The sequence below is a fragment of the Williamsia muralis genome, from assembly GCF_002735905.1.
In the GTDB taxonomy this organism is placed as follows: domain Bacteria; phylum Actinomycetota; class Actinomycetes; order Mycobacteriales; family Mycobacteriaceae; genus Williamsia; species Williamsia muralis_A.
Genome location: NZ_PEBD01000010.1, coordinates 731,798 through 757,064, shown reverse-complemented (window position 1 = coordinate 757,064; position 25,267 = coordinate 731,798). Strand labels below are relative to the sequence as shown.

Annotated in this window: 25 protein-coding genes; 8 read left to right on the top strand and 17 right to left on the bottom strand. The window is 65.3% G+C overall.

Annotation, left to right across the window (positions count from 1 at the left end; genetic code table 11):
- Positions 1–8 precede the first annotated feature (8 nt).
- The 4 genes from CSW57_RS17175 to CSW57_RS17160 are packed head-to-tail and all read left to right on the top strand — an operon-like array spanning position 9 to position 4,223.
- Entirely contained in the window at positions 9–1,061 is a 1,053-nt protein-coding gene (locus CSW57_RS17175; protein WP_317615603.1) for an alcohol dehydrogenase catalytic domain-containing protein, read from the top strand.
- Between the two features lie 29 nt (positions 1,062–1,090).
- Positions 1,091–1,867, top strand: coding sequence for an SDR family NAD(P)-dependent oxidoreductase (locus CSW57_RS17170; RefSeq protein ID WP_099384558.1), 777 nt, complete (start codon positions 1,091–1,093; stop codon positions 1,865–1,867).
- Positions 1,867–2,760 (top strand): IclR family transcriptional regulator, encoded by an 894-nt coding sequence (locus CSW57_RS17165; protein ID WP_099383873.1) that lies wholly within the window; start codon positions 1,867–1,869, stop codon positions 2,758–2,760. Before CSW57_RS17170 ends, CSW57_RS17165 begins: the two co-directional genes overlap by 1 nt.
- The gene (locus tag CSW57_RS17160) at positions 2,757–4,223 is read left to right on the top strand and encodes a flavin-containing monooxygenase (protein ID WP_099383872.1); all 1,467 of its coding nucleotides are present in this window, start codon (positions 2,757–2,759) and stop codon (positions 4,221–4,223) included. The genes CSW57_RS17165 and CSW57_RS17160 overlap by 4 nt, the downstream gene beginning before the upstream one ends.
- A gap of 76 nt (positions 4,224–4,299) precedes the next feature.
- On the opposite strand, the gene fadD1 is transcribed toward CSW57_RS17160, so the two are convergent.
- The 3 genes from fadD1 to CSW57_RS17145 are packed head-to-tail and all read right to left on the bottom strand — an operon-like array spanning position 4,300 to position 8,269.
- Positions 4,300–5,889, bottom strand: coding sequence for a fatty-acid--CoA ligase FadD1 (fadD1, locus tag CSW57_RS17155; protein ID WP_099383871.1), 1,590 nt, complete (start codon positions 5,887–5,889; stop codon positions 4,300–4,302).
- 51 nt (positions 5,890–5,940) lie between these two features.
- Positions 5,941–6,921, bottom strand: coding sequence for an alpha/beta hydrolase (locus tag CSW57_RS17150; RefSeq protein WP_099383870.1), 981 nt, complete (start codon positions 6,919–6,921; stop codon positions 5,941–5,943).
- Position 6,922: 1 nt separating this feature from the next.
- Positions 6,923–8,269 carry a flavin-containing monooxygenase gene (locus CSW57_RS17145; protein WP_099383869.1) on the bottom strand — a complete coding sequence of 449 codons (1,347 nt, stop codon included), beginning with the start codon at positions 8,267–8,269 and terminating at the stop codon, positions 6,923–6,925.
- A gap of 133 nt (positions 8,270–8,402) precedes the next feature.
- On the opposite strand from CSW57_RS17145, the gene CSW57_RS17140 reads away from it, so the two are divergent.
- The 3 genes from CSW57_RS17140 (at position 8,403) to CSW57_RS17130 (ending at position 11,312) form a co-directional block, all read left to right on the top strand.
- Positions 8,403–9,005 carry a TetR/AcrR family transcriptional regulator gene (locus tag CSW57_RS17140; protein ID WP_223249321.1) on the top strand — a complete coding sequence of 201 codons (603 nt, stop codon included), beginning with the start codon at positions 8,403–8,405 and terminating at the stop codon, positions 9,003–9,005.
- 47 nt (positions 9,006–9,052) lie between these two features.
- On the top strand, positions 9,053–9,901 hold the full coding sequence (locus tag CSW57_RS17135) for an SDR family oxidoreductase (protein ID WP_099383867.1): 849 nt from the start codon (positions 9,053–9,055) through the stop codon (positions 9,899–9,901).
- A gap of 91 nt (positions 9,902–9,992) precedes the next feature.
- The gene (locus tag CSW57_RS17130) at positions 9,993–11,312 is read left to right on the top strand and encodes an HNH endonuclease signature motif containing protein (protein ID WP_099383866.1); all 1,320 of its coding nucleotides are present in this window, start codon (positions 9,993–9,995) and stop codon (positions 11,310–11,312) included.
- A 14-nt stretch (positions 11,313–11,326) separates the two neighbouring features.
- Here the strand turns inward: CSW57_RS17130 and CSW57_RS17125 are convergent, their stop codons facing one another.
- From CSW57_RS17125 to CSW57_RS17085, 8 genes are all read right to left on the bottom strand, one after another.
- Positions 11,327–12,409 carry an NAD(P)H-dependent amine dehydrogenase family protein gene (locus CSW57_RS17125; protein WP_099383865.1) on the bottom strand — a complete coding sequence of 361 codons (1,083 nt, stop codon included), beginning with the start codon at positions 12,407–12,409 and terminating at the stop codon, positions 11,327–11,329.
- A 10-nt stretch (positions 12,410–12,419) separates the two neighbouring features.
- A complete protein-coding gene (locus CSW57_RS17120; RefSeq protein WP_317615602.1) occupies positions 12,420–13,475 on the bottom strand; it encodes a phosphotransferase in 1,056 nt (351 codons plus the stop codon).
- The gene (locus tag CSW57_RS17115) at positions 13,472–14,686 is read right to left on the bottom strand and encodes a TIGR03857 family LLM class F420-dependent oxidoreductase (RefSeq protein ID WP_223249320.1); all 1,215 of its coding nucleotides are present in this window, start codon (positions 14,684–14,686) and stop codon (positions 13,472–13,474) included. Before CSW57_RS17115 ends, CSW57_RS17120 begins: the two co-directional genes overlap by 4 nt.
- A complete protein-coding gene (locus CSW57_RS17105; RefSeq protein WP_023954162.1) occupies positions 14,683–15,543 on the bottom strand; it encodes an LLM class F420-dependent oxidoreductase in 861 nt (286 codons plus the stop codon). The genes CSW57_RS17115 and CSW57_RS17105 overlap by 4 nt, the downstream gene beginning before the upstream one ends.
- Positions 15,544–15,597: 54 nt before the next feature.
- The gene (locus CSW57_RS17100; RefSeq protein WP_223249319.1) at positions 15,598–16,704 is read right to left on the bottom strand and encodes a prenyltransferase; all 1,107 of its coding nucleotides are present in this window, start codon (positions 16,702–16,704) and stop codon (positions 15,598–15,600) included.
- Positions 16,705–16,706: 2 nt separating this feature from the next.
- A complete protein-coding gene (locus CSW57_RS17095; protein ID WP_099384556.1) occupies positions 16,707–17,462 on the bottom strand; it encodes a class I SAM-dependent methyltransferase in 756 nt (251 codons plus the stop codon).
- Complete coding sequence (locus tag CSW57_RS17090) at positions 17,449–18,714, bottom strand: glycosyltransferase family 4 protein (protein ID WP_099383862.1); 1,266 nt, start codon at positions 18,712–18,714, stop codon at positions 17,449–17,451. The genes CSW57_RS17095 and CSW57_RS17090 overlap by 14 nt, the downstream gene beginning before the upstream one ends.
- A 127-nt stretch (positions 18,715–18,841) precedes the next feature.
- Positions 18,842–20,557 carry an FAD-dependent oxidoreductase gene (locus CSW57_RS17085; protein WP_099383861.1) on the bottom strand — a complete coding sequence of 572 codons (1,716 nt, stop codon included), beginning with the start codon at positions 20,555–20,557 and terminating at the stop codon, positions 18,842–18,844.
- Positions 20,558–20,881: 324 nt separating this feature from the next.
- Between CSW57_RS17085 and CSW57_RS17080 the strand changes: the two genes are divergently transcribed.
- The gene (locus CSW57_RS17080) at positions 20,882–21,661 is read left to right on the top strand and encodes an acyl-[acyl-carrier-protein] thioesterase (RefSeq protein ID WP_099384555.1); all 780 of its coding nucleotides are present in this window, start codon (positions 20,882–20,884) and stop codon (positions 21,659–21,661) included.
- Between the two features lie 15 nt (positions 21,662–21,676).
- Here CSW57_RS17080 and CSW57_RS17075 read toward each other — a convergent pair whose 3' ends face one another.
- From CSW57_RS17075 to CSW57_RS17050, 6 genes are all read right to left on the bottom strand, one after another.
- A complete protein-coding gene (locus CSW57_RS17075; RefSeq protein ID WP_099383860.1) occupies positions 21,677–22,231 on the bottom strand; it encodes a DUF3558 domain-containing protein in 555 nt (184 codons plus the stop codon).
- Positions 22,228–22,824 carry a DUF3558 domain-containing protein gene (locus CSW57_RS17070; protein WP_223249318.1) on the bottom strand — a complete coding sequence of 199 codons (597 nt, stop codon included), beginning with the start codon at positions 22,822–22,824 and terminating at the stop codon, positions 22,228–22,230. The genes CSW57_RS17075 and CSW57_RS17070 overlap by 4 nt, the downstream gene beginning before the upstream one ends.
- Positions 22,825–22,893: 69 nt before the next feature.
- Positions 22,894–23,262 (bottom strand): RNA-binding S4 domain-containing protein, encoded by a 369-nt coding sequence (locus CSW57_RS17065; RefSeq protein WP_031331119.1) that lies wholly within the window; start codon positions 23,260–23,262, stop codon positions 22,894–22,896.
- Positions 23,263–23,272: 10 nt separating this feature from the next.
- A complete protein-coding gene (locus CSW57_RS17060; protein WP_099383859.1) occupies positions 23,273–23,470 on the bottom strand; it encodes a hypothetical protein in 198 nt (65 codons plus the stop codon).
- 48 nt (positions 23,471–23,518) lie between these two features.
- Positions 23,519–24,271 carry a DUF4873 domain-containing protein gene (locus tag CSW57_RS17055; RefSeq protein ID WP_099383858.1) on the bottom strand — a complete coding sequence of 251 codons (753 nt, stop codon included), beginning with the start codon at positions 24,269–24,271 and terminating at the stop codon, positions 23,519–23,521.
- Entirely contained in the window at positions 24,268–25,155 is an 888-nt protein-coding gene (locus tag CSW57_RS17050; RefSeq protein WP_099383857.1) for an AurF N-oxygenase family protein, read from the bottom strand. The genes CSW57_RS17055 and CSW57_RS17050 overlap by 4 nt, the downstream gene beginning before the upstream one ends.
- Between the last annotated feature and the right edge of the window lie 112 nt (positions 25,156–25,267).

Here is a 25,267-nt window from a genome sequence, read left to right as displayed (position 1 = left end):
GAACAAATGTGACGTGGGTCGCATCGATGGCCGGTGCGTGCACCGACCGTGATCGGGGAGCGAACATGCGGGCAGCTGTGGTCGACACCGGAACGTTCTCGGTGTGCGAGGTCGACGATCCCACGCCCGGACCCGGCGATCTGATCCTCGAGGTGAGCGCCTGCGGCATCTGTGGATCAGACATCAAGACCGCGCCCTATCTGCCCGCCGGCACGATCATGGGACACGAGTTCTCTGGCACCGTTGTCGCTGCCGGGCGCGATGTCGCCGCTCAGTGGCAAATCGGCACACCGGCGACCGCGATGCCCGTGAGCGGTTGCGGCACATGCCTTTCCTGCGTGTGCGGGGACGTGGCCCGATGCACGCGGGTCGAGGCTTTCGGCCTGGGTGGACGCGCCGGTGGGTTCGCGGAGTACATCCGGGTCAGCGCCCGCGAGACGGTTCGATTCGACGGCGCGCCCACCGCGGTCGGCGCGGTCACCGAGCCTCTCGCCGTGGGGCTGCACGCCGTTGCCCGCGGGGCCATCGAGCCCGGTCATCGCGTGCTGATCATCGGCGCGGGGCCCGTCGGTATCGCCATCCTGCTCTGGGCAGTCCGCCAAGGCGTCGACGAGATCGTGGTGTCCGATCCGGTCGCCTCCCGACGTACCTCAGCGCTTGTCTATGGCGCGTCCTCGGTTGTCGATCCCACCGCCGGTCACCCAGGTGAGGGTTTCGACGTCGTCTTCGAGTGTGTGGGGTCGCCCGGGATGATCGCCGCCTGCCTCGAATCCGTCGCGCCCCGCGGCCGGATCGTGGTGGCCGGAGTGTGCCTCGAAGAGGACAGCTTCATGCCCGTCGCCGGCGTGGTGAAGGACATCGACATGAGCTTCGTCTCGTACTACACCAGGCAGGAGTTCACACTCGCCGCAAAACTGTTGCAGCAAAACAGGATCGACGTCTCCGATTTCATCACCGGCCGCGGCGGGCTCGACGACCTCGGCCGGCTGATCGCCGAACTGGGGTCGCCGTCGAATCAGCAGAAAGTACTCATCGAACCGCAGCAGGTGTTGGTCGGCTGACCGGCACCAGCGAGAACACAGGAGCCATCATCAGTACCCACAGCAAGGTCTCGCTTGTCATCGGCGGCGCCTCCGGTATCGGACTCGCGACCTCTCGCCTCCTGGCCGAAGGCGGTGACACGGTTGTCCTGGCCGACATCAACGCCGAGCAGGCCGCACAGCGGGCAACCGAGATCGGCCCGTCGGTCACGTCCAAGCGGCTCGACGTGACGAGCGAGGAATCCATCGACCGCGCCTTCACCGAGATCGTGGCCGAACACGGGCAGCTCCACAGCGTCGTCAACTGCGCCGGACTCACGATCCCCGGCGCCATAACCGACCTGGCCCTGGCTGATTGGCAGACCACCATCGATGTCTGCCTCACCGGGGCGTTCCTGGTGACCAAACACTCGGCCAGGCACCTCGCGGACGGCGGAAGCCTGATCACCATCGCATCGCTGAACGGCCGGCAGCCGGGATCCGGCATGGCCGCGTACTGCGCCGCGAAAGCGGGCGTGCTGATGTTGACCGAGGTCGCGGCCCTCGAGCTGGGCGAGCGGAAGATCCGGGTCAACGCGATCTCTCCCGGCCTGGTCGACACCCCACTCGTTGCGGGCCTGGCCCTGGTTCCTGGTCTCACCGAGGACTACATCGAGAACACACCCCTCGGCCGCAGCGGACAACCGGAGGAAGTCGCGGAGATGGTTGCATTCCTGGCCTCTGACCGTGCGTCGTGGGTGAGCGGAGCCGCCTTCGACCTCAACGGCGGCGCGCACACCCGCAGATATCCCGACATCCTCAAACACGTGGCCGCAATGGGTGTTTGATGGTCAGGCGTTCACCCCAGACCGAGCGATTGGTGGAGATCGTCGAGTACCTGGCCGATCGCCCCACCGACGGGCGCAGCCTGGCCGACATCTCGCGAACCCTGGGGGCCGACAAGGCGACACTGTTCCCGATGCTGACCGAGCTGACCCGGGTGGGCTGGGTGGTCAAGCACCCGACCAAGAAGACCTACCGACTCGGACCCCGGCTCGCCCCCGTGGGTGACTCGGCGCGGATCGCCGTCAACGCGATCGCGCCGGCCCGTAAACCGATGTCGCGATTGGCCATCGAGTCGGGCAACGTGTGCTGCCTGATCGTGCCGTCCGGTGGCGACCTCGTGGTCGCAGAGGTGGCCCATCCCGAACCGGACGACCGCCCGCTCCTCGGTGTGCGAGCCGGGGACAAGATCACCCATCGGCCGCCGTTGGGTTCGGTATTGGTGGCATGGGGCGACGACTTCGCCATCACCGCGTGGCTGGACCGCAATCCCGTTGTCGCCGAGGACTCGAGCCGGTATCGGGCGGTGCTCGACCTCATCCGGAACCGGCGCTTCGCGGTGGAGCAGTATCCGCCCGAGCCCGCGGCCTTCCGCGACGTGGCGGTCTCGGCGACATCCATCGCCTACGGTTCCGAGCGCGCATCCCGGTTCACCCGAGGCCAGGAGGAACGGCTCAACGTGGAGATGCTCGTCGGTGAGATAGACGACGCCCAGCTCTACCGGCCACTCTCGGTCAATTCACCTGTCTTCGACCGCGAGGGAACGGTCGTCGGATCGCTGTGCCTGCTCGACGTACCGGATGCGATCACCGGTGGAGAACTCCGCGACATCGGACACCGGCTGCGGGACACCGCAGATGACATCACCGCCGAGCTGGGTGGAGTGGTACCGGGGTGAGTACTGCTCGCGACCCGCAGGCGCATACAACGGTCGGGACTGCCGTCATCGGAGCCGGATTCTCCGGCATCGCGATGGCGCTGAAGCTCCGGGCCGCCGGCGAGGGCGACTTCGTGGTCTACGACAAGGCCGACGCCGTCGGGGGTACATGGCAGGCCAACACGTACCCGGGTGCCGCCTGCGACGCACCTTCCCATGTCTACAGCTTTTCGTTTGCCCAGCAGGTCGACTGGTCTCGGCGCTTCGCGCCCGGTCCGGAGATCCGCGATTATCTTCAGCGCTGCGTCGACGAGGCCGGGATCACCGAGCGGTTTTGTCTGGGTGTGGGCGTCACGTCGGCGACGTGGCGCGACAATCGGTGGGAGCTCGAGCTGACCGACGGTTCCCGGGTGGACGCGCAGGTTGTGGTCTGTGCGACGGGCCAACTCGACATTCCGGTCGTTCCCGACATCGAGGGCCTGGAGACGTTCTCCGGCCCTGCCTTTCACACTGCGCGATGGCGGCACGATGTCGATCTGGCCGGCAAGCGGGTCGCCGTCATCGGAACCGGGGCCAGCGCCGTCCAGGTGATCCCGGCCATCGCAGAGGAGGTCGAACACCTCACCGTCTTCCAACGCTCCGCGCCGTTCGTGTTCCCGAAACCGGACGGTTCGTACGGTCCGGGCATCAGCGCGGTGTACCGGCGGTATCCGCGGCTCAGGAGGGCCGCCCGACAACTGATGTGGCTCTACCTCGAGTTCTTCGGCATGTTCTTCTGGCGCTGGCCCCGGATGCTCACCTCATTGGCACTGATCCACCGGATCATGTTGCGGCACACGGTGCGTGATCCAGACTTGCGTACAGCACTCACTCCGGACCACCGGATCGGATGCAAACGGATCCTCATCGCGGACGGCTACCACGAGAGCCTGCAGCGTCCGAATGTCACCGTGTCCACCGACACGATCCGCGGTGTCCGACCCGGGCATGTCGAGACCGATGCCGGAGCATGTCCGATCGACGTTCTGGTATTCGCCACGGGCTTTGCGACGTCCGGCTTTGCCGGCAGCGTGTCGATCACCGGACGTGACGGAATGACACTGCACGACAGGTGGGCTGACGCCCCCGAGGCCTACCTGGGACTGTCGGTGCCCGACTTCCCCAACCTGTTCTTCATGTACGGCCCCAACACCAATCTCGGCTCGGGGTCGGTGATCTACCTGATGGAGGCCCAAGCCGACCACGTCGTCGCTGCGGTCGAGCGTCTGCGGCGCGGCGCCGTCAGCGTCCTCGAAGTGCGCCGAAAAGTGTTCACCGAGTTCATGACCGCGATGCGCACGAGGCAACCGGGCACGGTGTGGGCGTCGGGATGCGACAGCTGGTACAAGCAAGCGGACGGGCTCGACACCCACAACTGGCCCTGGTCCATGTCGCGATACCGGCGGATGACCCGCCGGGTCGGTCCGGACGTATACGGGGCCTGACTCTTCTGGGCCTGACTTTTCTGGGCCTGACTCTTCTGGGCCCGACTGTTCTGGGTCCGCCGATGACTTCTGCCCTCTAGTGCACCGCCGTGCTGGCGATGTCGTAGGAGGTGCCTCGCGCCTCCCGGATCCACAGTTCGCCGGTACCCGGGGTCGGTCCTTCGGCAACCAGGGCGCGCTTGAGCACCTTGTTCGTCGCGGTGGACGGGAGATCCTCTGCCACTCGCACGTAACGCGGCCACGCCTTGGGCGACAGGTCGGGCTGGGCCGCCAAGAACTCCTCGAACCGCTCCGGGGTCAGCGTGGCGTCGTCCTGCAACACGATCGCGGCCATCACCTGGTCGCCGACCGCGACGTCGGGAACCGCGTACACGGCAACCCGATTGAGTTCTGGTAGCCGCAGCAAGATCCGCTCGATCGGCGCGGCAGCCATGTTCTCCCCGTCGACCCGCATCCAGTCAGCGGTCCGGCCGGCGAGGTAAATCCATCCATCGGCATCGCGGTAGGCCAGGTCTCCGGACCAGAACATCCCGTGACGCATCCGGTCCTCTGTGGCGCCGGGGTCGTTGTAGTAGCCCGAGAAGAACCCTGCCCCTTCGAGATTGACGATCTCACCGACGGCTTCATCGGCATTGGCCAGCGCACCCGATTCGTCGAATTGCGCCACAGCACATTCTTCGATGGTGGTGGAGTTGTAGATCGCGACTCCCGGGAAACCCTTCCCGATCGACCCCAGGGGTGTGCCCTCTTCGCGGGTGATGATGACAGCACTCTCGGTGGAGCCGAAACCGTCCCAGACGGTGCAGCCGAAACGCCGGCCGAACTCGATGATGTCGCGGTCGGTGGCCTCGTTGCCAAAGGCCACCCGGAGTTGATTGTCTGCATCGTCGGGCCGCTCTTCGGTGGCCAGCACGTACGCCAGCGGCTTGCCGACGTAATTCATGTACGTGGCGCCGTACCGCCGGATGTCGTCGACGAACCGCGACGCCGAGAACGTGGCCGGAGCCATGGCGGCCCCGGCGTTGACGGCCACACTCCAGCCGGCGAGCACCGCGTTGGAATGGAACAGCGGCATGGAGAGGTAACACGTGTCGGCCGGACCCAGTTCGTACTTCTCCGCGAGCATCTGACCGGCGAACAGCACCATCATGTGAGCCACCTGAACCGCTTTCGGATCGCCGCTGGTTCCCGAGGTGAAGATCATCATGAAGGTGTCGGTGACCTGCGCCTCGTGGTGCGGGACAAGGGGTCCCGCGTCGCGCTTGAGCTGGGTCCACTCCGCCGAGTCCGTGGTGAAGACCCGCACGCCCGGCAGCGACAGACCGTCCAGGAGTGGCAGGTGTTCGGCGTCGGTGATCAGGATCTGGCAGTCCGCACGCACGATGTCGGCAACCAGCCCCGGACCCCGCCGGGTGTTGTTGATACCGCACAGGACGTAGCCGCCCAGACCTGCAGCCGCCATGGCGCTGAGCATGTCCGGGGTGTTGGCCAGCAGCACACCCACGTGCAGGGGGCGCTCCTTGTCGGCGACGCCGATCAGCGCCGACGCCTGCGCTTCGGCGTCGGCGATGTGTTCGCTCCAGGTCCACGTCTGGTCGCCGTACTTCACCGCCACACTCGTGTCGTCAGCGCGTTGGCGGAGAAGTTGCTGAATCGTGTCGGCCATCGTTACCTCGATCTGTTCGGAACTGGTCGTTTGTGGGGTTCGGCAGCGGCGTCAGCCGGCGACCACGGGTTCGGCGGCCGCGGAGGACTTTTGCCGGGGTTCGTCGTTCGCCGGCGTCTCAAGGTGTCGGCGGAGAAACGAGACCTGATGGGTCACGGCCGAATCGAAGCAGTCCTGACCGGGCCACACACCGAAGTGGTCGCACGGATAGTGGCGCACCTCGGCCCGCGCCGTGAACGCCGCCTTGCCCGCGGCGTGCGGCGGTGCACTACGGTCGAAGTCCGCCACCTGCACCAGCACCGGACACCGCACATCCTTGGCCGACTTGTCGGCCCGGAGGCGACCCAGCTCGAGCCCGATGCTCGCGTCGATCTCGTTGCGCCAGGTGGGCCCCGCGATGGCCATGTAGTCCGCGTAAGAACCGTCCAGTGTCAGAGCTGCGACTTCACCCGGGCTGCCCACGATCGGCATCATGATCCCGGCGCCGCCTCGTAACCCTGACAGTCGGCTGCGCACGCCTGCCGCAGTGGATTTCGCGATGGCCGAGACGGGGTGGTGTGCGAAAGCGAGCCGGCCGGCGGCAGCGCCGTTCACCAGCGGTGTGAGCGAGACGACCGCGCAGACGTCGTCCCGGCCCGCGGCGGCGGTCAACACGTGTCCCCCGGACAACGAGACCCCCCACAGCACAATCCGATTCGGATCCACACCCGGCAAGGCGGCCGCGGTTGTCATCGCGGCGCGGTAGTCGTCGATCTGGCCACTGATCGACACCGTCTGCCGCGGCGAGCCGTCGGAGTCACCGAACCCTCGGTAGTCAAACGCCAAGACGTCCATGCCTGCCGCGGCGATACTCTCGGCGAAAGGCGCCAGTCCGGAATCCTTCGTGCCGCCCAGACCGTGCGCCATCACCACCACCGGCCGGCCGGCCGGGCCATCGAGCGCATCAGTGGTCGCGGTGAAGTGCCAGGCAGCGCAACGGGTTCCGCCCGACTCGAAGGTGACGTCACTGAAGGTGTTCTCGGCTGAACTCATCTCAGGACACCCCCGCCCATGCCGGTGCACCCATTTCTCTGGCGCGGCGCAGTCCGTCCGGCAATTCCTTCACCCTCATGTCGTGCTCGTAGATGAAGAAATCGACCTGCTGTGTGTGCCGCGGACGATCGAGCATGTGGCCGGTGTACTTCTGCTGGTCGCTGATGATGACCTCTTCCATTTCGGCCACCGGCGGCAGCCGGTAGCGACCAACCGCATACGCCGCAACGAGGCGGGACTGGCACTCGACAAACGGGAACAACGTGGGTGTCGACTGGGCGAATCCGACGAAGGCCAGATCGTCGATGCCGGGCTTGAACATCCGCTTGTACAGCGGGATGTGGTTGTCGGGAGCACTCACGAAGTCCTCGTCGAAGAACGGGAAGGTGATGTTGTACCCCGTGGCGTAGATGATGATGTCGAAGTCGGACTGTGTGTTGTCGTCGAAATGCACTGTGGCCCCGTCGAGGCGACTGACGTTGGGCTTGGGGATGACATCGCCCGACCCGAGCCGCAGCGGCAGTTCCACCGACTGCGTCGGATGCGCCTCGAAGAACTTGTGATTGGGAGTGGGCAGCCCGAAGTTCTCCGGTCGCCCCGCACTGAGCGGCTGGCCGAGCTGCACCAGCTTTCGCTGCCATGACAGCGGGATGTGGGGACTGGTCTTGAAGTACTTGTCCGCAGGTCGGCCCGCGATGTACTTGGGGACGATCCAGGCACCGGACCGGGTGGACAGCGTCACATGGTTGCTCAGCGCTTTGGACGACAACTCCACCGCGATGTCGGCCGCGCTGTTGCCGATACCCACCACCAGGATCCGCTTGCCGGTGAACGCGAGCGGGGTCTGCGGATCGACGTAGTGGTGGGCGTGAATCGACTCACCGGTGAACTCGCCGGGGAAGTCCGCCATGCGCGGGTCCCAGTGGTGCCCATTGGCAACCACCAGGAAGTCGAACAGCCGCGTCTGCCCATCCTGCGTCTGCAGTTCCCAGCCCCCGGATTCCAAACGTCGGGCATGCTTGACGCCGTTCTCGAACTCGATGTTGTCCTTGAGGTCGAACGCCTCGGCATAGTCCTCGAGATACGACTTGATCTGCGTGTGGTGCGGAAAGTCCGGGTAGTGCTGCGGCATCGGGAAGTCACGGAAAGACAGCCGGTGTTTCGAAGTGTCGATGTGCAGCGAGCGGTAAGCGCTACTGTGCCCGTTGGGGTTTCCGAACGCCCAGTTGCCGCCGATCCGATCGGACATCTCGAAGCACGTGTACGGCACGCCGTAGTCGGCCAGCATCTTGCCGGCGGTCAGACCGCTGATTCCGGCGCCGATGATGGCGGTGGTGGGTCCTGGCATAGCGGCTCCTAGCGAGCGAAGTAGACAGAAACTAGAACCTGTTCACACGGAGAGTACACAGAATCGAGAATCTGTCTACGCGTTTTGGTACGTTTGCCCCTGCCCGGCCGACAACAGCGAGGACCCATCGCCCGTGACCGACACCGCCGATACCCGCAGTGTGCACGACCGGCTTCTCGATGCCGCCGAACAGTGCTTGGCTGCCAAAGGCATTCGCGCGACCACCGTGCTCGAGGTCGCCGAGGTGGCCGGCGTATCGCGGGCATGGCTCTATCGCCACTTCCCGGACAAGTCGGCGTTGCTGGGCGGCGCAATCGTCCGATTGAACGAGACCTTCTGGGCAGATTCGCACTCCACTTTGGCCGAGGTGGAGGGATTCGACCAGCGGGTGGCGGCCGGCGTGCGCATCGGCCGTAGCGCATACGACGCTCCCGGAGCATTGTTGATGAAGTTGCGGGTCAATGAGCCCGAGGAGTTCGCCGCCTGTGCGGGCGCGGGCGTGCAGGGCCTGGTTCCCGACCTCGCCGCGTTCTGGCGGCCCTACCTCGAGATCGCCCAGGAGAATCACGAACTCCATCCCGACATCGACATCGTCGCGGCCTCGGAATGGGTGGCGCGTTCGCTCATCAGCATCGCGACCGTGCCCGGCGACACACTCGACCCCGACGACGACGCGGCCGTGCTGAGGTACATCCGCCGATATGTGTTGCCCGGCTTGCAGTCCGGCCCGACCTGAGACAATCCCGGCGCCTCCTGGCGACCGGGCAAAACGAGGAGTTGTTCATGTCGAAATCTGTCCTGGTTGTCATCGGCGTGGGCGGCATGGGTGAAGCGATAGCGAGACGCTTGGGCACCGGCCGTCCGGTTGTCCTGGCCGACTTCGACGTCGACAGACTCGAGTCACTCGCAGAATCGCTGCGACACAGCGGGTACGACGTCCATACACAACAGGTCGATGTCAGTGACCGCGAGTCACTGAGCCGCCTTGCCGATATCGCGCTCGGCCTCGGCTCGATCACCTCGCTCGTGCACACGGCCGGCCTCTCCCCCGCCCAGGCTCCGGCCGCGCGAATAATCGAGGTGGATCTCGTCGGAACTGCCTTGTCGCTGGACGTGTTCGGCGGTGTGATCGCCGACGGTGGCGCCGGCGTCTACATCGCCAGCGTTGCCGGCCATATCCTCGGTGCCGCGGTCGACGAAGAGGCAGCAAAGATCCTTGCGACAGCGCCCGTCGACGAATTGTCCGCGGCCAAGGTCCTCGACATCACGGGCCTGCCCGACGATCTGACCCGGGCCCTGACCTACGGCTACTGCAAACGGGGCAATCAGCTACGCGTCCAGTACGCAGCGCCAACATGGGCTCGGCGCGGCGCCAGGGTGAACTGCATCAGCCCCGGCGTCATCGCCACCGCCATGGGCTGGGCCGAGTTCAACGCCGAGTTCGCACATCAGGCGTACGAGGCGATGGTGAACCACTCTGCGGCCGGCCGTTTCGGCACCGCCGAAGACGTGGCTGCCGCAGCCGAATTCCTGCTCGAACCGGTCAAGGCCGGCTTCATCACCGGTACCGACCTCCTCGTCGACGGAGGCGTGGTCGCCGGGGTCAAGAGTGGCGAGTTGTTGTTGGGGTAGATACCGCAGTTGACGATGCTGACCCGACAAACGTTGCAAGGCACTCTCATTCGTCCGAAAAGATGTCAGACCCCGTCTCTATACTGGGGTCATGATGCTGGTCGAGGGGGGAACTCGGATCACACAGCTGGCCGAGGATTTGCTACTGGTCCCGCGCGAGGAGAATCGGCGATTCGCACAAAAGATTGCAGACGTTGTCGAACTCGCAGACCTGCGGGTGCAGGAAGAACTCGCCATCTCGGGGAACCTGGACAAAGCGGCCCGTATTCCGGTGGCAGAAGTGTCGATGCTGCTCGAAGTCTCGCGCACGATGGCCGGGATCTACATCGACAACGGACTGCAACTACGCGACCGCTTCCACCACACGAGGGCGGCGTTCGAAGCAGGAGACATCGGCTTCACTCATGTCCGCGAGATTGTCACCGCGCTACAGGGCCTGGACGACAACTTGCTGTCCCAACTCGAATCCGGGGCGATTGCCATTGCCCGGCAACGACTTCCGCGAACAACCTTGCGCGACGAACTTGACAGGCTGGTCATCGCCGCCGACCCCCACGGTGCTGCTGAGCGACGCAGATCAGTAGAGCCGCATCGCGACTATCGGTCGTCTCGAGATCTGAACGGGCTGGCACACGTCTCCGCTACGATCGGCGCCGCCGAAGCCGCCGAACTCGACAGCCGGATAAGGGCAGCGATGGACTCCGTCTGTGCCCGCGACCGACGTGAACCTCACCAGCGACGGGCTGACGCATTCATTGCAGTCATGCGGGGCCGGGGCCACCTCGATTGCATCTGCGATCGCGATGACTGCCCGGAAAAAGACCGCCGCCCGGCGCCCGCATCACCCAGACCGTTGATCAAGATCCACACCGACGCCCAAACGTTGGCCGGACTGGTCGGACGAGTACCGATTCTCGAGGGTTACGGTGTCATCGATCCCGCTCTGGCCCAACAACTCGCCGCCGACGCCACCTGGCAGGGGCTGTTCCAAGAAGCGAACAACTTCGCTCAGGGTCGCCATCGTAAGCCCGGCGCGATGTCGCCACCACCCGGGCTGTTCCCAGCCGATGGCCACGGCGGACATACTGAACCACCACCGGGAGCTCTCACCTACCAGCCCTCACAGGCACTGCGCGATTTCATCGTCGCGCGTGACGGAACCTGTCGCGCCCCCGAATGCACAACACCAGCCGCCGATTGCGAAATCGACCACATCATCCCGTTCAACCACTCCGACGCCGAATCGGGCGGATGGACGATCGAGGAGAACCTCGAAGCTGCCTGCCGCCCCGACCACAAACGCAAAACACTCGGCTACTGGGAATCGCGTATGCACACCGACCGATCAATTACCTGGACAACCCAGTACGGACAAACGTTTACAACACGTCCGCATGGATACACGGCCTGAACGCGAACCGCAGCTCAGGTCGCTCTGGCCACCGCATGACGGTTCCGAATCAGGGGCAGATCCGCGATGGTGACAAATCCCGGTGGTGCGGCGACCACTGCGGCCACCGAGTTCACGGCCTGAGCGGCAGTGGCGACGCTGGCCGCGTTGACGTGTTCTGCCAGGGAGACATCACGAACGAAACTGGCCAGGGTGACGATGTGGGCCTGAGCCGATGGGGTGCCCTCGAGTGTGATCGTCCAACCATGTTGAGGCGCGGGCCAATCCGACGGCGGACGCTCCCCCACCGTCCACACGGCCTCCACCTCGACGCGGATGTGTCCCGCTGAGCGACCGATCCACCGCCACCACTGACCTGCCACCGTGCCGGCCTTGAGGGTGCGACCGAAGACCTCGTGGTCGACGGACGCCGGGATCACCTGCAGGTCGGTCACCACCTCGTCCAGGTCGAGGCCCAGTGCGTCCCCCACGAGCCACACCTGTTCCCGGAAAAGGTCACTGGTGAACTTCAGGCCTTCGCATTCCGGTGTCACCTCACCCACCGGACTTCCGAACCGCATCTGGTCGAACGTTATGTCCAGACTCTCGTAGACAGACCAATCGGCCCGCTCCTGAACTTTCACGTTCGTGACGTCGCGCGTCAGCCCGGACAATGCCAAAGGCAACACGACGCCGAGGTTGCCGGGGTTGAGGCCCGTGCCGTGCAATGACGTTCCGCCCGCCTCACAGGCCTCGCGAAGGCGGTCTTTGTCGGGACCGTCAGCACGCGCGGTGTGAAAGCCGAATGATGTTGTCACGACGTTCTTCCCGGACGCCAAAAGGGAGCATACGTCTTCGATCGACGGACTGCGGGGTGTGTAGAGGACACAATCGGCGTCCGACTGGACCACCTCGTCGAGACTGGTGGTCGCCGCGACGCCCACCGTCGATCGGCCGGCCAACACACCGGCATCGACACCATGCTTGTTACTCGAGTACACCCTGACACCGGCCAGTTCGAGATCGGGATGGTCGAGGATGCCGCGCAAGGCCTCGATACCCACTGCCCCGGTGGCCCATTGGATCACGCGCGTCTTTCTCTCAGCGGCGACCGGCATCAGCCAACCCTCAGCTCGACGGGGATCCGGCTGCCAACGCGATCGTGCCGAGATCGCGGATAGCCGCACACGATCGAGCCACCATCGCCGCGAACATCCGGTCGCCACGATCGGTGCGACTTCCGTATGCACACCCGAACACCGACACCAGTGGTCCCTGGACCATCGCGAACCGATAGTCGTCCCAGCACGCATCGAGGTCGTAGTCGGTGACCCCGTATGACACAAGTGCTTGGTGGTAGTCCGCGACCAGTGCCGATTCGTGGGTTCGCCGCTGCTGTGGTGAGAGGCTGGTGCCCAGAAAGTATGCGAGATCGCGTGCCGGCAGCGCCAAACTCAGTGTCTGCCAATCGATGGCCGACACTCCCGGCCCGCCGTCCGGAGGAAAGAGCAAATTGTCGAGCCGATAGTCGCCGTGTACCAGACCGAAGCGTTCGGCTCGTCCCAGCGTCCAGGCCTCGCAGACGTCCACGCATTCCCACAACGTCTGGCGATCCTCCTCGGCGATCAGGTCACCGAGCGCCTCGACGAAGATCTCCGTCGCCGGACCGTAGAGTTCGGCCATCATTTTGGCATCGTCGGGGCCGTTGATGGACATCCCATCGATGTCGAGCAGAGTCGGGTCGCACCACCGGGGGCCGTGGAGGCCGGCGAGATTGATCACGGCATCGCGGGCCTGATCCACAGTGCAGCCCGCCAACTGATCGCCCTGCTCGGCGGGACTCATGTCTTCGAGCAGCAGCGTGAAGTCCGCACCGGTCTCCGATGACGCCGAGTAGAAGCAACGCGGTACCCGGATCGCCACGGTGTCGGCGATCAGAGTGTAGAACCGGACCTCAGAACGGTAGACGCCAGCGAGCATCTCTCGGGTCGCCGGGTCTGACGCAGGCAACTTCGCCAGAAGCCGTTCCGGCACATCACTTCCGGTGAGGTCCAACCGGTAACACGTACCGATCTGGCCCGTCCCGACCGCAGCGGCGTCTACCGAATCAACCTCTCGGCCCAATGCTGCTGACACCCAGCCGGCGGTCAGATCTTCGGCGGAGGTCACGATCTCGGTGATCACGGCAAGGCCCTTCCGGGGTTCGCGGGCAGGCGGTCGAATCGATCACCCGGGCGGATGGAGCGCCAGGCATCGAGTACCGGCGCAAGCTCGGTCGGGGTGGCGCCGTGCAGGATCACACTGTCGGCGCCTGCGGTGAACTGATCGGCGATCCGCTGCGCACACTGCTCAGCCGTGCCGGTGGCCGACGCCGCCAGCCAATGGTCGGGCAACAGCTTGCTGACCCTGGTCAGGTCGTCGACAGTACCCACGGCATCGAACGCCCCCGAAAAGCCCTGCACAAAAGGATCATTCCGGAATCGCTCGAGGTCGGCCAGATGCCAGCCGTTCGATCGGACCAGAACCTCACCGTAACCCTGCAGATAGGTCGCCAGCCGGCCGACGAGTTTGCGAAGACGCAGCTCCTCGGGGATCGATTCCTCGACGGTCGCAAGCACGGACCAGATTCGGATCGCCGCCGGATCCCGGCCGCTCTCGGTCGCCGACTCGCGGATGATCGCCACCGAACGTTCGAGTGTCTCGTCGCTGAAGAACGTATGCAGCACAACGCCGTCCGCGATCCTCCCCGCCAGTTTGAGGGTCTGATCACCGATCGCCATCAACATCAACGGGATGTCTTCGTCGAACGACGCATCCTGCATCAGGAACGGATACTTCCCCGCCGGGCCATCGTGTCCGACAACCGCCTCGCCCTTCCACAGGGTGCGGTAGATGCCGGCCGCGTCTTCCATCTGTGCGGAGGTCACCCGCGGAACACCCATCACGTCGAACAGGAGGTTGAAACCCCGCCCGAGTCCGAGCGCATAACGACCGCCGGTGAGCCTATGCATCGACGTTGCCATCGTCGCCGTCACCAGCGGATGCCTGGTGTTGTGATTTGTTGCCGCCGTGGCGATCCCGATGTGCCTACTCACCGCACCCGCGGCGCCGGCCAGCACCGCAGCATCTTTGACGTTGAACCGTTCGGACAAGAAGACCGAGCCGAGACCCAACTCTTCCGCTTGCTGAACCTCGTCGACGAGATCGCGCGGGCTCGCAGAATGTCCGGCCAGGCCGTAGCAACCCAATTCGGGAAACTCGACGCCGGTAACGGCCCGGTCGGCGGAGTTTTCGGCCCGGTCAGCGGACTTTTCGGCCCGGTCAGCGGAGTTTTCGGCCCGGTCGGCGGACTTTTCGGCCCGGTCAGCGGAGTTTTCGGCCCGCTCGGTGGTCATACCGTCGCCGGGCTCAGTCCCAGTTTCCCGGCCAGTTTGGTCAGGTAGGCGCCGGCACGTTCTTCGCTGTCGTCGGGCACTCCGTACAGAACAGTCGTGACGCCCAGTTCGCGCCACTTGTCCAGCTTCTCGGCCACCGGCTTGAAGTCGAGCACCACGATCTGCGGATCACCCTCGCGACCGGCGTCGGCCCAGATCTGCTTGAGCAGCACCACCGACGCCTCGATGTCCTGCTCGCCCGGCGTGGTGATCCAGCCACCCGCGCTCTTGGCGATCCACTTGAAGTTCTTCTCGTTGCCCGCGGCTCCGACGAGGACGGGCGGCGACGGCTGCTGGACTGTTTTCGGCCATGCCCAGCTGGGACCGAAGTTCACGAACTCCCCGGCGAACTCGGCTTCGTCCTGCGACCACAACGCGGTCATGGCTTCGATGTACTCGCGCAGCATCGTGCGACGGCGCTTCGGCGGCACGTGGTGGTCTGAGAGTTCGTCGAGGTTCCAACCGAACCCGACGCCGAGGGTGACCCGGCCACCCGACAGGTGGTCCAGCGTCGCGATGATCTTGGCCAGGGTGATCGGGTCGGACTGGACGGGCAGCGCCACCGCAGTACCGAGCCGGATCCGACTGGTCACCGCCGCCGCCCCACTGAGCGACACCCACGGGTCGAGGGTGCGCATGTAGCGGTCGTCGGGCAGCGACGAGTCGCCGGTCTGTGGGTGGGCGGCATCCCGCTTGGTGGGGATGTGACTGTGCTCCGGTACGAAGTACGCGTCGAAACCGGCGTTTTCCACCAAAGGTGCCAACGTGGCCGGAGCCAAGCCCCGGTCGCTGGTGAACTGGACGATCCCGAAGTCCATCGTGCCTCCTGCTGCAGCTCCAAACCGGTCATGGACCGGTGCCTGGACACCAGTCTAGGCAGACAGACAGTAACACGTTCTATATTTGGCCAACTTGCGCAGACCTGGGCCGTCCGCTAGCGGATCGGCGTCGCGGAAGATGCCGTTGGCAGGCGTCGTACGGCTCAGCGCGTCCACCGCCAGTACCACCGCCGCCGAGGTCCAGCAGCTCTTCTCCACCGGCCAGCGCTTGCCGTCGGCGAACACCAGACCGGTCCAGTACGAGCCGTCCGGGTCTCGCAGATGCTGCATGTCCGAGAGCAAAGCGGTCGCGTCCGCGACGTCACCGAGTGCATCGAGAGCCAAGACCAGCTCACAGGTCTCGGCACCGGTCACCCACGGGCGATGATCGACACAACGGATGCCCAGGTCGGTGACAACGAAGTCGTCCCACCGCTGGGCGATCAGTTCCTGCCCGGCACGGCCGCGGACGGCACCGCCGAGCACCGGGTAGTACCAGTCCATCGAGTACTCGGACTTCGGGGCGAACAGTTCGGGGTGGCTCTGCAGCGCGTGTCCGAGCCTGGTCTGCGCGGCCTCCCACGCCTCGGCCGGCTGGCCCAGTTCTTCGGCGATCGATACCGCGCATCCGAGTGCCTGATGGATGCTCGAGTTCCCCGTGATGAGAGCCTCGTGATAGATCCCCGGATACGTACCGGACGACTGATCGGGCAGTGGATATGTTGCGCCCCAGTAGATCTGGCCATTGGGCGCCTGGAACTTGATCACCAGGTCGATGGCCGAGCACACCATCGGCCACATATTCTGCAGGAACCGGTCATCACCGGTGATCAGGTAGTGATGCCACACCCCGACCGCCACGTAGGCGCAAAAGTTGCTGTCGGTGTTGTGGTCGGTCACCGTGCCCAGCACGGTGCGGATCGCCCACGAGCCGTCCGCGCGCTGGGTACGCCGCGACCATTCGTACGCCGCCTCTGCCTCGGCGATCAAGCCGGTGGCGCTGAGCGCCATCGCCGACTCGACGTGGTCCCAGGGGTCGGTCTGACCGCCCGGGAACCAGGGCATCGCGCCGGTGCTTTCCTGCATCGCCGCGATCGCCCGCCCGGTGGCCAGGCATTCTTCGGCGCTGATGAGGTCCGCGAGTTCAGGGATCGGCGTCATGCTCAGTCGGAGACGGAGCCGGAGCCGGACGTGGAGGTGGGAAGATCAGCCGGTTTGCGCAGGTAGATGATCACGCTCTTGCCGAAGACCGGGTTGAGCACCTGCTCGCCGACGCGGGTGAGCTTGGGCGCCGACATCATGTCCCACACCAGGAGCTTGTGGTAGGCCTTGACCAGTGGATTGTCGTTGTTCTCCACTCCCACAGCACATTTGAGCCACCAGTAAGGGGCGTGCAACGCGTGGGCGTGACCGGTGCCGGTCACCTCCAGACCCGCGGCACTGAGCTTCCCGGCCAATTCCGACGCCTTGTAGATGCGCACGTGCCCACCCTCGTTGGCGTGGTACTCGTCAGAGAACGTCCAGCACACTTTCTCCGGCCAGTACCGCGGAACGGTCACGGCGGCCAGACCACCGGGCGCCAGGATCCGGGCCATCTCAGAGATGGCGTCGGTGTCGTCAGGGATGTGTTCGAGGATCTCCGACATGAGCACCACGTCGAACTCCCCGTCACCGAAGGGAAGCCGCAGGGCGTCACCGACCTCGGCGCGGGCCTTGGCCGAAGCCGGTACCTGCCCCTCGGCGATCATCGCGTCGAACATCTCGGCAACTTCGGACATGTCGCTCTCGGACTGATCGAATGCGATCACATCGGCGCCACGCCGGAACATCTCGAACGAATGCCGACCCTGCCCCGCACCGATATCGATGGCCTTGGTGTTCGGTCCTACGCCCAGTCGATCAAAATCAACGGTTAGCAACGCTGCCTCCTCGAGCAAACTGATCGATCGCTTTTTGATAGTTCTCAGCCGTTTTCGCGGCGACCGCCGCCCAGCTGTAACGCTCTTCCACCCTTGCCCGGCCACCTTCGCCGAGGCGCGTGCGCAGCTCGGAGTCGTCGAGCAGTCTGCCCAGCGCCTCGGCCAGGGCACCTGAATCCATCGGCGGTACCAGCAGCGCCGCTTGTTCCTGCTCGCCCACCACTTCGGGGATCGCCCCGGCGCGGGTGGCGACCAGCGGTGTACCACAGCTCATCGCCTCCACCGCCGGCAACGAGAAGCCTTCATAAAGCGAAGGCACACAAGCAACTTCGGCCGATGCCAGGAGTTCGGCGAGCTCGTCGTCGTCCAGGCCGGACACCACCTGCACGCTGTCGCGGATGGACAGCTGGTCGATCCGGGTGTCCGACGGACCGCCCTCGACCAACTTGGACACCAAGACCAGTTCGACCTGCCGTTCCGCCCGCACCTTCGCGACCGCCTCGAGAAGGTACGAGACTCCCTTGAGCGGGGCGTCAGCACTGGCAACACAGACGATGCGCCCGGCGACCCGCTCCGGCGACGGCCGGAACTGTTCGGTGTTCACGCCCAGCGGGATGGTGGTGAGCCGGCCCTCCGGAATGGCGAAAGCCTTGCGGATGTCGACCTCACTGCTGCGAGATACCGTGAGCAGCCGGGGAATTCGCCGGGCGACCCGCCCCTGCATCCGCAGGAATGCATGCCAGCGGCGGGCCGTCAGCTTGCGCCACCCCTTGGCGGCCTTCACGGCGAGTTCGCGATCACGGGTGATCGGGTGGTGGATGGTCGCGACCACAGGCAGACCGCTGCGTTCGATCTGCAGCAGGCCGTACCCCAGGCATTGGTTGTCGTGCACCACGTCGAAATCGTCGGTGCGGCGGCGCAGGAGACGAGCCGCACGAAGACTGAACGTCAGCGGCTCAGGGAATCCTGCCGTCCACATCGTGAGCACCTCGAGGGCGTCGATCCAGCTCTTGATCTCCCACGGCCATGGCGTCCGGAACGGATTCACGTCGTTGTAGAGGTCGAGGCTCGGCACCTTGGTCAGGGTGACGCCGGCAGCGACCGCCTCATCGTCGAGATCGGGGTAGGGCTGCCCGGAAAAGACCTCGACCTGATGGCCCAGCAACGCGAGTTCCCGCGAAAGGTGGCGCACGTACACGCCCTGTCCTCCGCAGTGTGGCTTACTCCGGTAAGACAGCAGTGCTATGCGCATTGGGACCTTTCATACCGGGCCATTCTTGGCCGTAACGTTAGCTGCCCGGTACCTGCTTCGCTCACCGGCGAAAAAGGGGGCACACCGATGACGTCGGTCCTCTGACCGCGCCGCATGACCGCGACCACTAGGCCCTTGCCGCCGATTCCATCGCCTCGATACTGACGAACTTGATCCGGCGCCTTCCGGCTTCCTTGCCCGCGCTCCGTTCGGCGAGGTCGATCTTCTTCCATCCCGACCCGTCCACCCGGCCCGCGCCACGTTCGGCGATGAGATCCGGGATCTGCTCGCGCGACTTGGCCGGTTCGGAGAGTCTGCCCTCGGTGAAGTCGGCGATCACCGCCAACGCCGTCTCCTGACCGCAGATCCGGTTCATGCCGATGCCACCGGTAGCGCCTCGCTTGATCCAGCCCGCGACGTACACACCTTCCACGGGACTGCCACCGCGGGCGTCGAGCACGCGGCCCGACTCGTTGGGAACCACACCCTGGGCTCCGTCGAACGGCAGGCCGTCCAGCGGCAGCCCGGTGTAGCCGATGGCGCGCAACACCATGCCGGCCTTCAAATCGAACTCTTCTCCGGTCGGCGTGATCGCGACACGTCCCGATGCAGGCCTGGGTGATTGGCCCGCGTGATCGGCAGTTTCGTCGGGCGCATTCACGAACTCGTTGCGCACACAGCGGACGGTTTCGACGCCGTCCGACCCTTCGATGGCCACCGGTGAGACGAGGTATCGGAACACCACGCGCTTGTTGCCGTCGGTCGGGGTGCGTTGCGCGAACTCCTCGGCGATGCGCACCTTTGTTGCGATGGTCGAATCGAGGGTGCCGGCGTCGCGGGCTTCCTGGCTTGCGGCATCCAGCACGAGCTCGTCGGGGTCGATGATGACGTCGACCCCGGGCATGTCCCCCATCGCGAGGAACTCGGAGTTCGTGTACGCGCCCTGTGCGATACCGCGCCTTCCCAGCAGCACGACCTCGCGGACGTTGCTGGAGCGCAACTTGTCCAGCGCGTGATCTGCGATGTCCGTCTTGGCCAGCCGGTCGGGGTCATCGAGGAGGATCCGGGCGACGTCCAGCGCCACGTTGCCGTTGCCGACGATCACCGCGCGCTCGGCCGACAGGTCGAAGTCGCGGTCCGCGTGATCGGGGTGACCGTTGTACCAGGCCACGAAGTCGGTGGCGGCGATGGATCCGGGCAGGTCTTCACCGTCGATACCGAGGTGCTTGTCCGTGGATGCGCCATGGGCGTAGATGACCGCACCGTAGTGGTCCAGGAGCTCATCGTGGTCGAGGTGCTTGCCCACCTCCACGTTGAGGTAGTACTCAAACGTGCGCTTGGCGGCAGTGGCCGCGAACGTCTTCTCCACACCCTTGGTGGACGGATGGTCCGGCGCCACACCCGCGCGCACGAGCCCGTACGGCGTCGGCAGACGGTCGAACATGTCCACCTTGATGGCCGAGTGCTTCACGAGTTCTTCGGCGGCGTAGAACGCGGCGGGACCTGCACCCACGATCGCGACGTGGAGTTCCTTGCCTGCAGGCAGCGGGGGCTTCTTGCGGGGTGCGACCAGACCACCCGACACGTCGTGGTCGGTGTAGTAGTCGGCATTGATCTGCAGGTAACGCTCTTGGCCCTCGTCGAGCGAGTCGTCGGGGAAGATCGCCTCCACCGGGCACTCATCGATGCAGGCACCGCAGTCGATGCAGGTGTCGGGATCGATGTACAACATTTCCGCGCTGGCGAACTCGGGTTCATCCGGTGTCGGATGAATACAGTTCACCGGGCAGACACTGATGCAACTGGCATCGTTGCAGCAAGGCTGCGTGATCACGTGCGCCATACGCCTTCAACCTCAGTACTCTCGGCGTTCCCCGAAAATGGAACGTGTTCCAATTTTTACTTGAATTTACCTCAGCCGCCAATACCCGCCGAAGGCAAGCGTAGTTCTCTGCTCACAGGCGGCAACAATTCAGGCCGCCGACTGAGACACTTTAGGACGTCAGTCCCATTGGCGGTAGTGCCAACCCCGCTTCAGATGAAGCAACCTATGCTGCCCCTTTGGGATCGAGTCCTGCCCGAGGCTCATCCCGCAGCGGACATCGTCCCAACCGAAGGGAACCCGGTGAGCCCAGAGAAATCGACCATCGATCCGACCGACGTCGCGATGAATCCGGTAGATCTACCGGAACGCAAGGAAGGCGCGAGCTACTTCGAGTCGAACTACCGGGTGCGAACCGGTGATGTCGACCAGGAGATGCGCCTGCGCCTCGATGGCCTGAGCCGCTACCTGCAGGACATCGCCAACGACAACATCGAGGCGACGGCCTTTCACACCAGCGACCCCTATTGGATCGTGCGGCGCACCGTCATCGACGTGATCCGCCCCGTGTCGTGGCCGGGCAACGTGACCCTGCAGCGGTGGTGCGGCGCTCTGTCGACCCGTTGGACCAACATGCGCGTGCGGGTGACATCGGTCCACGAGACCAACCGCTTCAATCCCGAGCCCCGCGAGGACGGCCTGATCGAGACCGAGGCGTTCTGGATCAACGTCAACGACCAGGGCATGCCGACACGGTTGACCGACGAAGCCTTCGAGATGCTCAGTCAGACCACCGATGAGCACCGGCTGCGGTGGAAGTCGATGAACACCGCGCCGGTCCCGGAGGCATCGGACAGCGACCGCGTACATGTCCTGCGCGCCACCGACTTCGACCCGTTCAAGCACTTGAACAACGCCGCATACTGGGCTGCGGTCGAAGACGAGCTCCTCGACCACCCCGACCTCGTGGACGCCCCGCACCGGGCCGTCATCGAATATCTTCGGGCGGTCACACCGGCGGCAACGGTCACCATCCGGCGAGAGCGTGTCGGCGATCAGCTGCGCATGTGGCTGATCGTCGAAGACCAGGTGGCTGCGACGGTCACCGTCACCAAGCGACCCTGACCTGCTTTGCGGGGTTTACTGCCCGCCGCCGAGAAGCAGCTCCATGAGCTTGGTCGGCGCCGCGCAGGGGTCGCCGATCGGTGTGGAACTGCGGGGCTCGACCCACCAGGTGTAGACGCCGCGGTCAGGTGAACGGGCGGTCACGCCGCACGCGGCCGGACGGGCCGGATTGCGCTGCGTGAATGCCGTCACGCTGGCGACCTTGATGTTCTCGGTGGTGTAACCGAGCTCCTTTGCAGTCGACTTCTCGACCTCGATGTCGCCCCACTCGAACCAGTTGAAGGTGACGTCGGTGATGACCGGACCGGCCACCACCCAGCGGCAGATCGCGCCGAAGAATCCGGGTTCGGCAAGGGACCCGCCGACGGCCTTGCCGATGGCCTCCGGCGTCAGCATCTCGCACTCGTACATCAAGCCGTCGAACCGGTCGGTGTCGACGTTGCCGTCGGACGTGCCGTCGCCGCCACCGATCGAGGTGGCGTCACCGTCGACCGCGCGGGTGCATCCGGCCGCCAACGCGACCACTGCGAGCAGAGCCAGGAGCAGGGGAACGACTCTGCGGCGGCTCATTTCGCGTTCTCGATCGATTGGGCGGACAGGGTCTTCGCGGCGGCGCAGATGTCGTCGTCGGACGGGTTGCTCTGGCCGTCTGCGGGCAGGCCGTAAGAGATCGACCATTCGAAGAAGTCGGCCCCGAAAGCGATACCGATCTCGCAGATGCCGCTACTCGATCCCATGAAGCCACCGTGACCGTCGATGGTGATGTCCTCGACCGAATCGCGGGACAACTGAATGGTGGCGCGTTCCCGCCCGATGGGGCTGCCCCGGTACCAGTTGAAGGAGAACTGCGGTCCGAGTTGGTCTTGCGAGGTGACCCACTCGCACACCGACGGGTTGTTCACCGTGTTGGTGAGGCCGGCGACCTTGGTCACCCGCGCGACGTCCTCGGTGGTGACTCCCCCGCATTCACCGAAGAAGGGGCCCTCGCCGGCCTTGCCGGGTGCGCTCTCGGTCTCCGTGGTGGGGCTGTCGTCGTTCGAACCGCCGTCGGAGCAACCGGTCAGCACGAGCATGGCGGCCGCCAGCAGGACCACCACGTAGCGCAGCGGAGCTCGGCCTCGTCTCAGACCGGTTCCGGTCGGCTTGCCACCCCTGGAGTCCACAGGTTGCAGTGTAGAGATGCCGCCGCCGATGTCGGCGTGTGTCTGCCTGCCGCTTGTACCCACGCGACGTCAGCGTCCGCGCAGTCGGTCGGTCTCTCGCCGTTCCCGCTTGGTCGGCCTGCCGGCTCCGCGGTCACGTAACGGCAGCGCCGACAACAGTTCCTTGGGCGGTGGCGGAGGGCTGCGGTCGATCAGGCACTCGGCGGCCACCGACGGTCCGACACGTTTGGACACCACTCTGGTGACCTCGACGATGCGCTCACGTCCCGCTGCCCGAACCCGAACCTCGTCCCCGACGGCGACGTGTTGCGCGGGTTTGGCGGTGGTTCCGTTCACCCTGACATGCCCCGCCCGGCATGCCGACGCTGCCGCCGATCGTGTCTTGGTCAGCCGGACCGACCAGATCCAGCTGTCGACGCGGGTACTGGGCTCAGCCATGACGCCGGCCCTACCTGCGCAGCAGCGTCCAGGCCGCGCCGCCTCCCACGACAAGCCCCACGATGAGTGCGAGCCAGAAGTTCGTCAGCAACCACAGGACGCCGAACACCACGATCGCCGGACTGAGTGCGAACACCACCAGTCCGGGATGGGCGGCGACCGTCTGCCTCACGGCGTTGCGTCTGGCTGGGTCAATCTCTCTGCCCATGGTTCCTCCTCGACCTCACACCCCGGCTTGACGCCCGTGCGTCCGAGTCTACGAGCCCACGCTGTGTTGCTCGGGCGATGAGCGCAGGACCTCGACGTCGTCGAGTGCGTAGGGAGGCTGCCCGACACCCACGATGCGCACAGAGCCCCAAGGCGTGATCTCGGTGAGACGGGCCGGGACTCCGTCGCGTGTGTCGACGGCGACGAGGACGTCGCGGGCGCGGGCGTCTTTGAGCTCTCGGACTGATTCGCCGAATGCGATTCCGGCCCAGTGGTAATGGCCGTCGAGGGGGTCGAAGTAGCCGCCCACCCGGATGCGGCAGGCGACCGACTCGAGGTCGTGCTCGATGACGGCAGCGCCGTCGTAGATGTCCTCGTCGTCGTGCGCCGACCGGTAGTCGTAGTCCGCGGGGTCGAAGCGCTTCAGCTTCCGGATCAGCTTTCGTCCGCCGCCGTGGTTGGCCGCGGCGTATCCGGCCCACGACCGGGCGATGGGTGCCCGAACTCGCATCTCGACGGCCCCCGCAACGATGATCTCCTCGATCGCCGAGACGATGTAGCCGGCCGCCAGCCGCGCGGGTGCTGTTGCGTCCCCCGTGTAGAACACGTTGGGCTGCCGGGGATCCGCCACCCCCAGGAAGATGCCTGCCGGGGCCGGCGTCGACGTCACCACCACGCCGGCAGGGTGATCACCGCCTGAGTCTGTGGCCACCTCGATCTCCAACCGCGACGCCCGCAACAGATCACGGACGGCAACGAGTACGGGTCCGTTGCCCTCGAACCCCACCGTCAGCGCACTCATTCGAGAAATCCGGCCCGGCGCCACAGCCTGCGCGAGAACCTCGTCATGAGCCCGTTCTCCTCGAGGAAAGCGGCCAGGCTCGAGAACCCGACGATCTGCATCTGCTGGAAGTTCGGATTGCTTCGGGCCGCGGCCGTCGCCTCCTGCCGGTCGAGGCCGGCTCGCGCGTACATCGCCGAGTTGGTGAACAGATATTTGAAGCGCAGTGCGGCGAGACCATGCAGGTTGGCCGCCACGAATGTTTCCCAGCGGCTTCGTACGGCGCGACGACGGACCACCGCGTCACGGGCGAATCCGATGTGGCGGGATTCCTCGGTGACATGGATTCGCATCAAGCGAGACACCAGCGGCTGCAACTCGGGATCGTCGAGCATCTCGCGCTGCAAGGCGTCGAAGATCTCCTCTCCCACCAGCGCCGCGACCCATAACAGCGACCCCCGCATCGCGAAGGGCAGCATCGTCATGATCAACCGCTCCCACCACAGCAATCCGTAGGGTCGGGCGCCGCTCCGTTCGATGGCGCGCCCGAACATCACCATGTGCCGGCATTCGTCACCCATCTCGGTCAGCGCGTAGTGGGTTTGCGCCGATGCGGGATCTTCGGACAGGAGCCGTTGCAGCAGAGCCCGATTCAGGAGGTTCTCGAACCAGATCCCGACCGAGAGGATGTTGGCCATCTCCTGACGCGAGACCTCGATTCGCTGCTCCTCGGTGAGTCCGTTCCACAGTTCGGTGCCGTAGAGACTGCACACCCGCGGTGGGAGGAAGTACTTGGCCGGGTCGAGTGGGGCATCCCAATCCAGGTCGACGATCGGTGAATACGAGCGTTTGACCGAACCCGCCAGCAATCTGTTCGCGATGGCTTCTCGTGCTGGTGCTGACATCGAGCCTCCTAGCTCTCAGGTGATTCCGACGCTAGGCCCCTGTCTCGAATGTGTCAATGATCACTGTGCCATGCACCGGCGGCAACGGCGCCACCGATGCGGAGACGCGAAA